Origin of the sequence: Streptomyces sp. NPDC050147, from assembly GCF_040660195.1 — a bacterium.
Taxonomy (GTDB): Bacteria; Actinomycetota; Actinomycetes; order Streptomycetales; family Streptomycetaceae; genus Streptomyces.
In genome coordinates, this window is sequence record NZ_JBFALJ010000028.1 from 21662 (window position 1) to 35186 (window position 13525).

General features: G+C 68.3%; 13 protein-coding genes. 5 read left to right on the top strand and 8 right to left on the bottom strand.

Annotation, left to right across the window (positions count from 1 at the left end):
* The first annotated feature begins 121 nt into the window (after positions 1 to 121).
* Both AB0I94_RS33565 and AB0I94_RS33570 read left to right on the top strand, forming a co-directional pair.
* Positions 122 to 880: a CoA transferase subunit A gene (locus AB0I94_RS33565; RefSeq protein ID WP_363313506.1), complete on the top strand. Its 759-nt coding sequence runs from the start codon at positions 122 to 124 to the stop codon at positions 878 to 880.
* The gene (locus AB0I94_RS33570) at positions 877 to 1527 is read left to right on the top strand and encodes a CoA transferase subunit B (protein WP_363313507.1); all 651 of its coding nucleotides are present in this window, start codon (positions 877 to 879) and stop codon (positions 1525 to 1527) included. The genes AB0I94_RS33565 and AB0I94_RS33570 overlap by 4 nt, the downstream gene beginning before the upstream one ends.
* Positions 1528 to 1592: 65 nt before the next feature.
* Here AB0I94_RS33570 and AB0I94_RS33575 read toward each other — a convergent pair whose 3' ends face one another.
* The 6 genes from AB0I94_RS33575 to AB0I94_RS33600 form a co-directional block, all read right to left on the bottom strand.
* A complete protein-coding gene (locus tag AB0I94_RS33575; protein ID WP_363313508.1) occupies positions 1593 to 2507 on the bottom strand; it encodes a PfkB family carbohydrate kinase in 915 nt (304 codons plus the stop codon).
* Positions 2508 to 2620: 113 nt separating this feature from the next.
* A complete protein-coding gene (locus tag AB0I94_RS33580) occupies positions 2621 to 3631 on the bottom strand; it encodes an SIS domain-containing protein (protein WP_363313509.1) in 1011 nt (336 codons plus the stop codon).
* A gap of 57 nt (positions 3632 to 3688) precedes the next feature.
* A complete protein-coding gene (locus AB0I94_RS33585; RefSeq protein ID WP_363313510.1) occupies positions 3689 to 4528 on the bottom strand; it encodes an ABC transporter permease in 840 nt (279 codons plus the stop codon).
* Positions 4525 to 5352 carry an ABC transporter permease gene (locus tag AB0I94_RS33590; protein ID WP_363313602.1) on the bottom strand — a complete coding sequence of 276 codons (828 nt, stop codon included), beginning with the start codon at positions 5350 to 5352 and terminating at the stop codon, positions 4525 to 4527. Before AB0I94_RS33590 ends, AB0I94_RS33585 begins: the two co-directional genes overlap by 4 nt.
* Positions 5353 to 5399: 47 nt before the next feature.
* On the bottom strand, positions 5400 to 6671 hold the full coding sequence (locus AB0I94_RS33595) for a spermidine/putrescine ABC transporter substrate-binding protein (protein ID WP_363313511.1): 1272 nt from the start codon (positions 6669 to 6671) through the stop codon (positions 5400 to 5402).
* A gap of 16 nt (positions 6672 to 6687) precedes the next feature.
* Positions 6688 to 7866: an ABC transporter ATP-binding protein gene (locus tag AB0I94_RS33600; RefSeq protein ID WP_363313512.1), complete on the bottom strand. Its 1179-nt coding sequence runs from the start codon at positions 7864 to 7866 to the stop codon at positions 6688 to 6690.
* Positions 7867 to 8137: 271 nt separating this feature from the next.
* Between AB0I94_RS33600 and AB0I94_RS33605 the strand changes: the two genes are divergently transcribed.
* The 3 genes from AB0I94_RS33605 to AB0I94_RS33615 all read left to right on the top strand — a co-directional run bounded on the left by AB0I94_RS33605 (position 8138) and on the right by AB0I94_RS33615 (position 11628).
* Positions 8138 to 9235 (top strand): LacI family DNA-binding transcriptional regulator, encoded by a 1098-nt coding sequence (locus AB0I94_RS33605; protein ID WP_363313513.1) that lies wholly within the window; start codon positions 8138 to 8140, stop codon positions 9233 to 9235.
* 271 nt (positions 9236 to 9506) lie between these two features.
* Entirely contained in the window at positions 9507 to 10241 is a 735-nt protein-coding gene (locus AB0I94_RS33610; protein WP_363313514.1) for an alpha/beta hydrolase, read from the top strand.
* A 313-nt stretch (positions 10242 to 10554) separates the two neighbouring features.
* Positions 10555 to 11628 (top strand): hypothetical protein, encoded by a 1074-nt coding sequence (locus AB0I94_RS33615; protein WP_363313515.1) that lies wholly within the window; start codon positions 10555 to 10557, stop codon positions 11626 to 11628.
* Between the two features lie 90 nt (positions 11629 to 11718).
* Here the strand turns inward: AB0I94_RS33615 and AB0I94_RS33620 are convergent, their stop codons facing one another.
* Complete coding sequence (locus AB0I94_RS33620; RefSeq protein ID WP_363313516.1) at positions 11719 to 12201, bottom strand: DUF3662 domain-containing protein; 483 nt, start codon at positions 12199 to 12201, stop codon at positions 11719 to 11721.
* A 187-nt stretch (positions 12202 to 12388) separates the two neighbouring features.
* The gene (locus AB0I94_RS33625) at positions 12389 to 12724 is read right to left on the bottom strand and encodes a MerR family transcriptional regulator (RefSeq protein WP_363313517.1); all 336 of its coding nucleotides are present in this window, start codon (positions 12722 to 12724) and stop codon (positions 12389 to 12391) included.
* Positions 12725 to 13525 lie beyond the last annotated feature (801 nt).

Below are 13525 nucleotides of genomic sequence, written 5' to 3' on the forward strand. Positions count from 1 at the left end.
GCTCACCGGTTGGGACGAGAACGTCCAACGCCTGTGCCGGGCGCCGCACTTGGCGGCGCCCGGCACACCGGCGGCCCGCCCCGTCGCCAAGGCGTCCCCGCCTTCCCACGAAGGGCCTTTCATGAACAAGACGACGGCGTCGGCTACCCGAGCAGTGGCCGACATCCCTGCCGGAGCGACCCTGGCCGTCGGCGGATTCGGTCTCAGCGGCGTACCCGACACACTCATCCGGGCACTCCACGAGCAGGGCGCCGACGACCTCGAGGTGGTCTCCAACAACTGCGGCGTGGACGGGCGCGGCCTGGGCATCCTGCTGGGTTCAGGCCGCATATCCCGGGTCATCAGCTCCTACGTCGGCGAGAACAAGGAGTTCGCCCGCCAGTACCTGAGCGGGGAACTGGAAGTGGAACTGGTGCCCCAGGGAACGCTCGCCGAGCGACTGCGGGCCGGCGGCACAGGTATTCCGGCCTTCTACACCCCGGCGGGCGTGGGCACACAGATCGCCACCGGCGGACTGCCTTGGCGCTACGCGCCCGACGGAACGACCGCCATCGCCTCTCCCCCCAAGGAAACCCGGGTCTTCGCCGGGCGCACACACGTCCTGGAGCACGCCATCACAACCGACTACGCCCTGGTCCGGGCCTGGCGCGGCGATCCTCACGGCAACCTCGTCTTCCGCCGGGCCGCCGCCAACTTCAACCCCCTCGCCGCCATGGCCGGACAGACCACGATCGCCGAGGTCGAGGAGTTGGTCGAACCCGGCGAACTGCCCGACGACCACATCCACGTGCCGGGCGTTTTCGTCCAGCGCGTCATACAGCTCACCCCGGCTCAGGCAGCCGACAAGCCGATCGAGAAAAGGACGGTACGCTCCCGATGACCTGGACCCGCGAGCACATGGCAGCCCGGGCCGCCGCGGAACTCACCGATGGCTCCTACGTCAACCTCGGCATCGGCCTGCCCACCCTCATACCCGGCCACCTCCCGCCCGGCGTGCACGTCGTCCTGCACTCCGAGAACGGCATCCTGGGCACGGGCCCCTACCCGTACGAAGAGCAGGTCGACCCCGACCTCGTCAATGCCGGCAAGGAGACCGTCACCGTCCTGCCCGGGGCCGCCTTCTTCGACTCTGCCCTGTCCTTCGGCATGATCCGCGGCGGCCACATCGACACCGCCGTCCTCGGCGCCATGCAAGTCTCCGCGCGGGGCGACCTGGCCAACTGGATGGTCCCCGGCAAGATGGTCAAAGGGATGGGCGGCGCAATGGACCTGGTCCACGGGGCCCGCCATGTCATCGTCCTCATGGACCACACCGCCAAGGACGGCAGCCCAAAGATTCTGGAAGCATGCGAACTGCCCCTCACCGGCGAGCGATGCGTCCACCGCATCATCACCGACCTCGGCGTCCTCGACGTGACGGACAACGGCCTGGCCCTGGTGGAAACCGCCCCGGGGACCACCATCGATGACGTCATCAACAGCACCGCCGCACCCGTACTCCTCGACCAGGTCTCCGCAGCCTGCTGAAGGCAGGCGGTCAACGGCCCTGGGCGGGACTGCTGGCGGTGGCGACCCTGGGCGCGAGGCCGTTCTCATGTGCCCAGTTCACCGACGGCCGGGGTTGGTGTCGGCGCCGGTGTCGGCGTCTGTACCGGTGTCGGACGGCCGCGGCCGAAAGCGGCCTCCACGAAGCACTGGTCGTACGCCGCCTGCGAGCCGTGCCGCAGGGCGCGTTCCAGTGCTTCACGGGCCGGCGGCGCCTGCCGGGACCAGCCCTCACGCAGGAGTGACACGACGAATCCGGCGAGGAAGGCGTCCCCACAGCCCATCGTGTCCGACATGGCAGCGGGGTCCGCGGGACGGGACGGCGCGGTGACCGTGACCCTGCCGTCGTACACGATCGCCCCGTCGAGGCCCCGGGTGGCCAGCGCCATTCCGGCACCCCGCCGCACGGCTTCGGCGAGGAGAGCGCGCGTGGCGGGCTCGTCCAGGTGCGAGCACGACAGCAGTGCGAGATCGACGTGGGGGCAGACGCGGTCGAGGTAGGCGGGGGTGCGGTATTCCGCCTCGTCGGAGAAGTCGAAACTGACCAGCGGGCCGGCCGCGGCCAGCCGAGGGAGTTCGGCTTCGGTGCCGGAGTAGACGCTGGAGTGCACGAGCGCGAACGACGCCGCGTACGCCATCATGGCGTCGTCCAGGGTGAGTTGCTCGCGGACGGTGCCATCGTCGTAGCCGAGGAACACCCGGTCACCGTCCCGCACGTGCAGGGTGGAGACCGAGGTGTCACCGGGGCACACCAGGCTGCGCTCCACTGCGACGCCCTGCGCTGCCACGGACGTGCGCACGAATGCAGCGAGGTCGTCGTCGCCGAACACTCCCAAGTAGGCGGCTTCCAGGCCGAGCCGGTGCGCGTAGACGGCGACGTTGACACAGTTGCCGCCGGGGTAGTCGGTGCCGCGGTCCACGAAGCGGTCGACGGTGTTGTCACCGAAGCCGAGGACGTTCATCAGGTCTCCCGAGGCGCGGGCGCGGCGTGCGGGAACGCCGCGCCCGCCATGGGCGCACCGGTACCGGGGCACCGGCGCACAAGGTGGATGGACTAGGGAATCGGCCCGACGGGTCAGTAGTCCATGACGCGGTAGTAGCGGCGCAGGTCGAGCGAGTGGTCACGGGCCCGCTCAAGGTGCTTGCTGACCCGGTCCATCACGGTGTCGAGCACCAGCGGCGCGAGCAGCCCGCGGAACTCGGGACTGATGCCCTCCAAGGCGTAGTCACGGGTGTCGAAGACGGTGACGTCCTTGGAGACGCGCTTGGCGAACGCCTCGGCCCGGTCCGTGAGCGCCCGGGTCTCGTCCTCACCCTGGAAAATGATCACGCTGGTGTCCGCCTCAAGCAGCTCCAGCGAACCGTGGAAGAACTCCGCGCTGTGCACCCGAGTGGTGCGCAGCCACTGCATCTCCTCGAGGATGCACATGGAGTACAGGTAGGTGAACCCCCACAGGTTCCCGCCACCGATGAGGAAGTGGTAGTCGTTGTCCTTGTGGGCGTCGGCGAAGGCCGCCGCCACCGGCTCGGCCTGCCGGGCGACGTCCACCAGGATGCGCGGCAGGCCCGCGAGTTCGTCGGCGAGGCGCTCGTATCCCTCGAACTCGCCCCGGTGGGAGAGCAGTCGGCCCAGGAACAGCAGCAACTGGACGTCGAAGGGCCAGGCCTTGGGCTCGGAGATCAGCGCGACGTCGACGTTCTGGGCGACGGGAGAGTCGGCGATGCCGGTGAAGGCGATCGTGTGGGCGCCCCGGGACTTGCAGTAGTCGATGGCGCTGAGGCTGTCCTCGGTGGTGCCGGAGACGGAGGTGAAGACGGCGACGGTGCGCTCACCGAGGCGGGCGTCGCCCGAGACGACCAGTTCCGCGGCGACGGCGGCCCGGACGGGGAGCAGCGAGGTGCGCCGCGCGAGGTGCTCGTAGGGCCACATCTGCGCGTACGTCCCGCCCGCTCCCACGAGGAGGATGTTGTCGTACCCCTCGTCGACGAGCCGGTCGACGACCTTCTCGATCTGCGGGCGCAGCGCGACGAGGCTCTGCGTCTGGGAGACGAACTCGGCTTCGTTGAAGGACAGCAAAGAGTGCACGGTGATGATTTCCTTTGGGCGTGGTGAGGGTGGTGAGGGTTGATCCGCACCGGCCGGTCAGGCCGGGCGGCGCCGGGAGTACAGGACGTTCGCTGTGGCGATGACCAGGCCGCCGACGAAGATGAGCGTCCCCATGACGTTGACTTGTGGGGGCACGCCGGTACGGCTGGCGCTGTAGACCCACAGCGGGAAGGTGACCGTACGGCCGGCGTTGAAGCTGGTGATGACGTAGTTGTCGATGGACAGCGCGAAGCACAGCAGGGCGCCGGAGGCCACGCCGGGCAGCAGCATCGGCAGGGTGACGAGCCGGAACGCCGTCCAGGGCCCCGCGCCGAGGTCACGGGCGGCTTCCTCCAGCGTCGGGTCGTGCCCCGCCATGCGCGCCCGTACGGTGATGGCGACGTACGGGATGCAGAACGCCACGTGCGCGATGACGACCGTCCAGTAGCCGCGCGGCACGCCCATGACGATGAACAGCGACAACAGGGCGGCGCCCAGGGCGATTTCGGGCGCCGCGATGGCGGCGAACATGAGCAGGTTCATGGAGCCCCGGCCGCGGAAGCGGTAGCGGCCGAGGGCAAGGCCGATCGGAGTGCCGAGCAGGGTGGCGACCACGGCGACGATCAGGGCGATGGTGAGGCTGTTGACCAGTGCGGAGGTCAGGTTCGGAATGGCGAACAGGTGCTCGTACCAGTTCAGGGTGAAGCCCTGCCAGGTGAAGTTCACCTTGCTGCGGGTGTCGTTGAAGCCGAACAGGATCATGACGGCGATCGGCAGCAGCAGCCAGGCCAGTATCAGGAAGGTGTACAGGGTCAGGGTGGGGCGGCGGCGGGCCTTGCGCTTCCGCCGTGTGGTGGGCGGCGTGTCGAGGGCCGGGATGGCGGTCTGTGTGGTCATCGCGCGGTCGCCTCCAGCACGTCGTCGGTGCCCAGGGCGCGGGCGTAGGTGAACACCGCGAGCAGCAGCGCGCCCATGAGGACGAACGACAGGGAGGCGGCGCCGGGATAGTCGAGGTTGGTGAAGTACTCGGTCTTGATGATGTTGCCGATCATCGTCGTGGAAGGCCCGCCGAGAATGCTGGCGTTGACGTAGTCGGCGGAGGCGGGCACGAAGGTCAGCAGTACTCCGGCGAAGACGCCGGGCAGCGACAGAGGCAGGACCACGCGCAGAAAGGTCCCCGCCTTGGAGGCGTACAGGTCGGTGGAGGCTTCGATCACTTTGGCGTCCACCCGTTCCAGGGCGACGTAGATGGGGAGCACCATGAACGGCAGGAAGTTGTAGGTCAGTCCGCCGATCACCGCGTAGGGCGTGGCAAGGAGGTGGAAGTCGTCGGAGAGCAGACCCATGTCCTTCAGCGGTCCGAGCATGACGCCGTGGTCGGCGAGCACCACGTTCCAGGACTGGGTGCGGATGACGAAGGAGACGAAGAACGGCAGCAGGAGCACGAAGAGGAACACCGACTTGTGCCGCCCGGCCCGGAAGGCGATCCAGTAGGCCACCGGGTAACCGATGAGCAAGCAGCAGACGGTGGCCGCGGCGCCGTAGATCAGGGATCGCACCAGTTGCACGTGGTAGGTGCTGATCGCGTCGGCGTAGGTCTGGAAGTGCCAGGTCTGGCGGAAGCCGTCGATGAAGTCGCCGGTCTGCAGCGACAGCGACACCATCACGATCACGGGCGTGATGAAGAAGGCGGCCAGCCACAGCCAGCCCGGCAGGATCATCCAGTAGGGGGCAAGCGCCGCCGCGCCCCGGCCGCGGCGGCGCTTCTTCACGCCTGGTAGATCGGTTCGAACAGCGCGTTCCACTGCTTCTCCTCCTCTTGGTCGAGCACCCTCAAACGGCGCAGCTTCGCTTCGTCGGCTTCGGTCGGGAAGACCAGGGGGCTGGTGCTCAGGGCGTCGAGCACGGTGTGCCGCTTGCCGGTGGCCTCGGCCGCGTGGCGTGCGACGACCTTCTGCGCGCCGGGGACGGGGCAGACGAACTGCACGGTCTCGCTGATCCTCGCGGCGACCTCGGGCCGGTAGACGTAGTCCATGTAGGTCAGCGCGTCGACGGGGTGCGAGGCCGTCGAGGGGATGCAGAGGTTGTCGGTCCAGAGCAGACCGCCCTCGTCGGGGATGACGAACTCCAGCTCCGAGCCGCTCTGGTTGGCCTGGAAGACGTCGCCCGAGTACACGAGGGAGGCCGCCAGGTCGCCGCGCTGGAGGGAGGACTGATAGGTCGCGGTGGAGTACGAGCGGACCATGCCGGCGTCGCGTTGCTTGCGCAGCCAGGCCGCCGCCTTGCGCCAGTCCGCGGGAGTGGAGGTCTCCGGGTCGACGCCGGTGGCCAGCAGGGCGACGTTGCCCATCTGCACCGCGTCGTTCCACATGCCGACCTTGCCGTGCAGCTTGGGGTCGAGCAGGTCCTGCCAGCTGGTGATCTTCCGGCCGACCTGTGCCGGGTCGTAGCCGATGCCGGTCATGCCGGACTGCCAGGGCACGGTGTAGACGTTGCCGGGATCGAAGGACGAGTTCTTGAACGCGGCGCCGCCGTACTTCGCGAAGGTGGGCAACCGGGTGTGGTCGAGCGGGGCGAGGTAGCCGAGCTGGATGTACTTGGTGAGGTAACTGTCGCCGCCGACGACCATCAGGTCGTACCCGATGCCCTGGCCGGAGGAGAACTCGGGCTGGATCTTGCCGAACCACGAGGCGCTGTCGTCGATCAGCTCGTTGTACGTGACCTTGATGCCGTTCTCGCGGGTGAAGGCCTCCAGGGTGGGGTGCTTGCTCTGGTCGGCGGGGTCGACGTCGATGTACTGGGTGTAGTTGACGAAGTCCAGCTTTCCGGAGCGCTTCTTGCCGGTCCAGAAGTCGCTGACGGCCTCGGCGATCTCCGCCTTGCCGGTGGGGACGTGGACGCGGGCGCCGGGAACGCTGCACGCGGCGAGCGGGGCCAGCGCGGTGGCGCCGAGCGCGGCGCGCAGCAGGCCGCGCCGCGAGAGGCGCTGCTCGGTCAGCCCGCGCAGCCGGGGCGCGGAGGGTGTCAAGTGCTCGGGCATGGTGGTCTGCCTGTCGTCAGCGCGGGGTGAGGGAACCCGGGGCCGCGGCGGTCGCCACGGGGGTGGGAGCGGTGGTGAGCAGGTAGGAGTGGTCGGTGGCCCAGGAGAGCCAGACGGAGTCACCGCGGGCCGGGTTGGCGGAGGCGGTGCCGTCGTTGGGCTGGAAGACGGTCATCTCCGCGCCGGTGGCGGTGTCGACCGTGTAACTGGTCGAGGTGCCGAGGTAGACCACCTCGCGGACGGTGCCGCGGATACGGCTGGGAGTGTCGGCAGGCCGGGTGGTCAGTGTGATCTTCTCCGGTCGCACGGTGAGTTCGACGTGGGCTCCGGCGCTGTGTGAACCGCGCAGCGGGACGGCGACGCGCTGGCCGTCTCCGAGGTCGAGGACCCCGGTGTCGGTACCGACGGAGGTGAGACACCCGCCGATCAGGTTCGAGGTGCCGATGAACCCGGCCACGAACGCGGTGGCGGGCCGCTCGTACACCTCCTGGGGCGTGGCGACCTGCTCGACCAGGCCGTTGTTCATCACCGCGATCCGGTCGGACATGGTCAGGGCCTCGGCCTGGTCGTGCGTGACGTAGATGAAGGTGATGCCGACCTCGCGCTGGATCTGCTTCAGCTCCAGTTGCATGGACTGACGCAGCTTCAGGTCGAGGGCGCCGAGCGGTTCGTCGAGCAGCAGCGCGCGGGGGCGGTTGACGAGGGCGCGGGCGAGGGCGACGCGTTGCTGCTGGCCTCCGGAGAGCTGACGGGGGCGGCGGTCGGCCTTGTCGGTGAGTTCGACGGTGCGCAGGATCTTCTCGACACGGTCACGGATCTCGTCCTTCGGCACACGCTTGCGGCGCAGCCCGAACGCCACGTTGTCGGCGACGCTCAGGTGCGGGAAGAGTGCGTAGGACTGGAAGACCATGTTGATGTCGCGCTTGTTGGCCGGTACGCCGACCATGTCGCGGCCGTGCAGCAGGATCTGACCGCCGGTCGGCTCCTCGAACCCGGCGATCATCCGCAGGGTGGTGGTCTTGCCGCAGCCGGACGGTCCAAGGAGGGAGAAGAACTCGCCTTCGTGGATGGTGAGGTTGACGCCGCGGACGGCTGCCGCGTCCTGGGCACCGGCACCGCCGAAGCCCTTGACCACGTCGACGAGAGTGATGGCCGGGCCTGTGGCCGATGGCGGCGAGAGGGTGTCGGTTGCCATCCGTGGGACCTCCGGTGTTCGGGGCGGGAGCGCGGAGCGGAGCATGGATTCGGAGCGACTGGGCGACTGTGCAGCCGGGCGTCCCGTGGTCGGCCCGGGAAAGGCAGGCAGACGGACGGGTGCCGGTGGCGTCCGCGAATTTTGATAACGTTACCAACGAGCCCGTACCTTACCCACCGGCAGCCGCTGCCCGTCAATGGTTGAATGGCGCCGGATTTCATCGCCCCGTTCCTCGGTGCCCGCCGAGCCGTCACTTGTGAAGAGACCGCCCATGCCGAACACCCCACGGCCGCCGCGTCGCGTCACCATCCCCGACGTCGCCCGGCACGCCGACGTGGGCCAGGCCACCGCTGCCCGCGTCCTGGGCGGATACGGGTCGGCGAGCGCGGCCACCCGAGAACGCGTGCTGGCCGCCGCCGCCGAACTCGGTTACAGCACCAACGCGGTGGCCCGCAGCATGATCAGCGGACGCACCCACACGCTCGGCGTGGTCGTCGCCGACGTGGAGAACGCCTACTTCGCCCGCGCGGTGCGCGGCGTCACCGACGTCGCGGCCAAGGCCGGCCTCCAGGTCGTCCTCGCCAACAGCGACGAGGACGGTGAGACGGAGCGGTCCGCGGTGCAGCTGTTCATCGAACGGCGCGTGGACGGCCTGGTCGTGGCGCCCGCCGCCGCCGACCACGCGCACCTCGACAGAGCCGTCGCCTCCGGCGTTCCCGTGGTCCTGCTGGACCGTGCCCTCAGTGGTGCCGCGCTGGACACGGTCGTGGTGGACAACCGCGGTGCCGCCAAGGCCGCGGTGACCAGGTTCACCGGCGAGGGGCACACCCGTATCGCGGTGGTCACCTCGGCCTCCCCCGACGAGAACGCGACGCTGCTGGCCCCGGGCGCCGACATCTGGACCACGACCGAGCGGCTCACCGGCTACCGCCAGGCCCTGCGCGCCGCCGGTATCCCGCGCGAGGCGGAGATCATCCGGCACACCGGCTACGACCGGGCCTGGGCGCGTTCCGCCGTACTGGAACTGATGACCTCCGATGACCGTCCCACCGCGCTGTTCACCACCGACAACGTGGCCACGCTCGGCACCCTCGACGCCCTGCTCGACCTCGGTGCCCACATCCCCGGCGACGTCTCCGTCATCGGCTTCGACGACGCGGAGTGGGCCACGCTGGTCCGGCCACGGCTGAGCGTGGTCGGCCAGCCGGTGCAGGAACTGGGCGGACTCGCGGCCGACATCCTGGTCCGCCGCATCAACGGCTCCACGGCCAAGCCCCGCCGCCACACCCTGCGCACCACCTACGTGGCGCGCGAGTCGACCGGTCCCGCCCCGGCGCGGGTACGACGGCTCCGGGCGCCGGAGGAGTAAGGCGCCGGTGGGGGCGGGGGCCGGACGAGGTGGGCGCTGCAGGGGGTCCGGGCCGGACGAGGTGGGAGGCCACTCGGCCGAGGAGTCTCGCGGAAAACCCCTAGCCGGACGAGGGCGAGCACTGCTACTTTCCCGGAGGCCGTGCGAGAGATCGAGGAGGTGGTACCCGTGAACGCAGTATCGACATGGGTGCTCCCCTCCGGGGTCACGGTCGGGCGATAGGCAGGTCGCCCGGGAGCGCCGTTCCGGTGCACTCCCGAAAGGCACGACCATGCACTTCACTTCCGCGCAGCGCCTCGACGACGGCGTCCTCGAACGCGAATTCACCCTCGGTCAGATCCCCGGCATCCTGTGGACACCCGCACCGGCATCCGCACCGGCACCGCTGATTCTGCTCGGCCACCCTCCCCTCGGGCTGCGCAAGATGTACCCCCGGTTGGTGGCCCGAGCCCGTCACTGTGCGGCGGACGGCTTCGCCACAGCCACCATCGAGCTCCCCGGAAGCGGCGACCGGCCCCGCCTGCCCGCCGCCGAGCAGGCCCGCGCCGACCTGCGCCGGGCGATGGAGGCCGGCGAGCCGGTGAGCGACGAGATCATCGACGCACTCATCCTCCCGCTGGTCGAAAAGGCTGCCCCGGAGTGGCAGGCCGCCCTGGACGCCCTCCTTTCACTGCCCGAGATCGGCGGTCCGGTCGGGTACTCGGGAGGAGTGATCTCCATCGGCATCCGGCTGGCGGTGGTCGAGCCGCGCATCGCGGCCGCCGTTCTGTTCGCCGGGAGTTTCGTACCTCGCGCCATGTTCGAGGAGGCCCGCCAAGTCACCATTCCCCTGCACGTCCTGCTGCAGTGGGACGACGAAGGCAACGACCGGCAGGCGGCCCTGGACCTGTTCGACGCCTTCGACTCCAAGGAGAAGTCCCTGCACGCCCATCTCGGCGGGCACACCGGCGTCCCGCAGTTCGCGGGGGATGCCGCAGGCCAGTTCTTCACCCGACATCTGAAGTGAGGGCCGGGCCGTCAGACCGACAACAGACGGCTCGGCTTCGCAAGTGGGGTGAGGCTTCGGCTCGTAGGAGAACGGCGCATTCCCGCGGGCACCGCTGCTCCTTGCCGTGACGACCCCGGTGCCCTCGCTCGGAGGCCGGCCGCGAGCGCGGACCGGGGACAAGGCTGACGGCAGAAGCAGAATGGCCCCGCAGGCTACTGCAGAAGTTTACGTCTGATCTCAAACCCTCGGTTGACCCCCCTCGGTGGAGTTCCCCGTAACGTCCCGCTCGACTTACCACACACCGATGGATCATGGATCAATGGAGGATCACATGAGCATAAATCGTCGACGGTTACTGAGCGGGGCGGCAGCCGCCGCATCCGCCGGAGCCCTGGGAACATTGGCCACGCCCGCGCGAGGGGCGGAGCCGACCCTGGACCACTTCGACCTGGCTCTGCTCGACGCGAACCCAGCCAGATGCCAGATCGAGTGGGTGAACACCGGCAAGGTGGACGGCAATGGCCGGTTTCTCCAGCAGCGAGATCCGCTGAAGATCCAGTGGCAGCCGCTGGAGCTCAAGTATCGATGGCTGCCGTGGATCAACGGCGATGAAAGCGGCGGAGTCGCGTACATGATCGTCGGCGGGGACACGAGGAACGGACGGGTGGTCATCCACCGGCAGTCCGACGGCCAGCAGTTGGCCTCGATCGACGGTCTGAGCATGTATCCGCACAGCATCGAGTACCTGCCATCGGCGAACGCCATTGTCGTCGTCGGCACTCGCACACCCGGCCTCCCCGGCGGAGGCGGCAGGCGAGGTGGCTGCTACCAACTCTTCACGGCACCCCGGAACAGCGGCGGCGCCTTCACACCCGTGGGCGAACCGTATCCGTTCCGGCAGGCGCACGGAGCGGCCTGGCAGTACCACCAGGACAACCCCGGCGACCCGGGGAAGATCACTGGCACCCTGTGGATACACGGGTACATCACGCTCCAGGGATACCGGGTCACCGGCTGGCGCGAAAGCGTTCAGCTGGAGGAAGTGCCGGAACTGCGTGTGTGGAACCCCGCGTTCAACAACGGCCACGACCTCACGCTGGATGGAGCTGAGTCCGACGTGCTCTGGGCAACGGGCACGAATCTGGCCTTCCGCATCGATGTGTCCGGCTCACGACCGACACTCGACGGCCACTTCGAGCGCAAGGTGAAGTCCTATTCCCGGCACCGCAGCGGGCGCGGCATATGGACCAGCTCACAGGGGGCACAGGAGCCGAACGTCTTCGGCAGTGACCGTGTGAACCTGGAGTGGCCGCAGGCGCGGTACTTCGCTCCGGACAAGGCCAGCTGGATCTACAAGGCCAGGGTCACTGACTGGTTGCTGCCCGGCCAGACCGACCCGCACTGATCGACAGACATATCCGCTCAACCGGCCGACCCGGCAAGGGTATTGCGGCGAGCGTGAGGTCGTCCCGGATTGCTGGTACGGCGTACGTATTCATGGTCGGTGGGGGGCGATCTGGCTGCGGATGTGGAAACGGCCCACTGACTCGTTGCCGGATGGCCGTAGCGCGACTGCGACGGGCCCGGCGAACGTGTACCCGTGCTCGGCTGCGTGACGACACACCTGGCTCACCAGTTGGCGTGACACCTCGGCGGAGTGTGCGGTGAGTTGGCTATGGCTTTCGGAGGGCAACTCGATGACGAAGGCGTTCGGCACCACGACACGCTGCCGGTCCAGGATCAGAGCATTGTCGTCGCACTCCCGCTGGAGTGTGGCCACTACCTCTGCGTGATGCCGTGGCGTTGGAATCAAAGGGGCCCACAGAGCGGAGGTCCATCGTTCCATGGTTCGTTCGACGGTGTTGATAAGTCCCATCGAGCTCTTCTGCCCAACGGCGCCTGAGGCAGCCTCGGCCATACGGGTGCCCTGCAGGCAGAAGAGGATGATCATGGCTTCCCTGCACTCGTGGCTGCCCATACGCCTCAGGATTGGCAACTCGCCAACTCGCCCACCTCTGGCGTGCACTCCGGCATGGGCGAGTCGACAGGGGCGCAGGGGGCGTTCGAGGGAGGTCCAGACAGGCTGCTGGTCGACAGGGCCTCGCCGGCATGACGTCAGTGAACTCGTGAATGTGCACCCCTGCCGTCGGCTTCCCGGCGGCGAGTCAGGCGTTCACCGTGCGGTGCGGCTCAGCACCGGTGCGGTGTTCGGCGTTGATGCGTTGTGCTTCTTCGAGTTGGTCTTCGAGGACGACGATGCGGCAGGCAGCTTCGATGGGGGTGCCCTGGTCTACGAGTTCGCGGGCGCGGGCGGCGATGCGCAGCTGATAGCGGGAGTAGCGGCGGTGCCCGCCCGCGGAGCGCAGGGGGGTGATCAGGCGGGCTTCACCGATGGCGCGAAGGAAGCCTTGTGTCGTGCCGAGCATCTCGGCGGCCCGGCCCATGGTGTAGGCGGGGTAGTCGTCGTCATCCAGACGGCCGAAGGAGTCGTCTGCTGTCATTGCACCTCTCTGTGGAACACGTTGAGGGGCCCGGGTGCCGTAGTGGCACCCGGGCCCCGAAGGAACTGCTACACCATCTGCCGGCCCTAGTCCTGCACCGGCCTACTGTGTCCGAACGACCGCCTCAGATGCGGGCGGGGTACGGGGATCGCGAATTGCGTGACCGGAGACCACCTGCCTATCGATGTCCTGCGGTACCCGGGCTCAAGACTTCTGCCCGGGCGATCCTGATGGCGCCTCAACCCCTCCGTTCTTCCCTCGGGAACAAACTGTGTGCGGGTACTGCGAACTGCGCAAACTGCGAACTGCGGGTACTGCGCATGCTGATACTGCTCTTTGTGCTGGTGACCTTGGAAAGCGCCACTCTTCGGCAGCCAGCCCCGTCGCCTCTCCTGCGTCTGCTCTGGCTTGGAACCCCACTGCCGAACTTCCCGGTACGCGCGCCCGCAGCCTGACGCCTTTACCGAGGAACCACTGGTACTGCCGACTGCACTTGCGTGTACTGCGTACTGCTGTGGCAGCCCCTGAATACCGCGGGCCGCCCGGCCCGGTCGTCAGTCCCGTCACCGTCCTGCAAAAAGCCTGGCTCCGGAACTCCACCACCGCACCGACCTGCGCTTGCATGTACTACTCCCGGCAGTTCATCTCTGTCGGGCCTGCTCGATCTCTTGGCTACAGACAAAACACTAACCCCAGCAGGCACCAGATGTCTATCTCCGCCATCACAGGTTTTCTGTACGCACTGGCGGCGAAGCTCTGACCTGCGCAGCGCTCAAATATTGCACCGGAGCACACTCACTG

Bases quoted from the DNA above. Each gene is read 5' to 3' on its own strand.
- AB0I94_RS33565 (WP_363313506.1), top strand. From the start codon at position 122: ATGAACAAGACGACGGCGTCGGCTACCCGAGCAGTGGCCGACATCCCT.
- AB0I94_RS33570 (WP_363313507.1), top strand. From the start codon at position 877: ATGACCTGGACCCGCGAGCACATGGCAGCCCGGGCCGCCGCGGAACTC.
- AB0I94_RS33575 (WP_363313508.1), bottom strand. From the start codon at position 2,507: ATGAACGTCCTCGGCTTCGGTGACAACACCGTCGACCGCTTCGTGGAC.
- AB0I94_RS33585 (WP_363313510.1), bottom strand. From the start codon at position 4,528: ATGACCACACAGACCGCCATCCCGGCCCTCGACACGCCGCCCACCACA.
- AB0I94_RS33590 (WP_363313602.1), bottom strand. From the start codon at position 5,352: ATGATCCTGCCGGGCTGGCTGTGGCTGGCCGCCTTCTTCATCACGCCC.
- AB0I94_RS33595 (WP_363313511.1), bottom strand. From the start codon at position 6,671: ATGCCCGAGCACTTGACACCCTCCGCGCCCCGGCTGCGCGGGCTGACC.
- AB0I94_RS33600 (WP_363313512.1), bottom strand. From the start codon at position 7,866: ATGGCAACCGACACCCTCTCGCCGCCATCGGCCACAGGCCCGGCCATC.
- AB0I94_RS33605 (WP_363313513.1), top strand. From the start codon at position 8,138: ATGCCGAACACCCCACGGCCGCCGCGTCGCGTCACCATCCCCGACGTC.
- AB0I94_RS33610 (WP_363313514.1), top strand. From the start codon at position 9,507: ATGCACTTCACTTCCGCGCAGCGCCTCGACGACGGCGTCCTCGAACGC.
- AB0I94_RS33615 (WP_363313515.1), top strand. From the start codon at position 10,555: ATGAGCATAAATCGTCGACGGTTACTGAGCGGGGCGGCAGCCGCCGCA.
- AB0I94_RS33620 (WP_363313516.1), bottom strand. From the start codon at position 12,201: ATGGGCAGCCACGAGTGCAGGGAAGCCATGATCATCCTCTTCTGCCTG.
- AB0I94_RS33625 (WP_363313517.1), bottom strand. From the start codon at position 12,724: ATGACAGCAGACGACTCCTTCGGCCGTCTGGATGACGACGACTACCCC.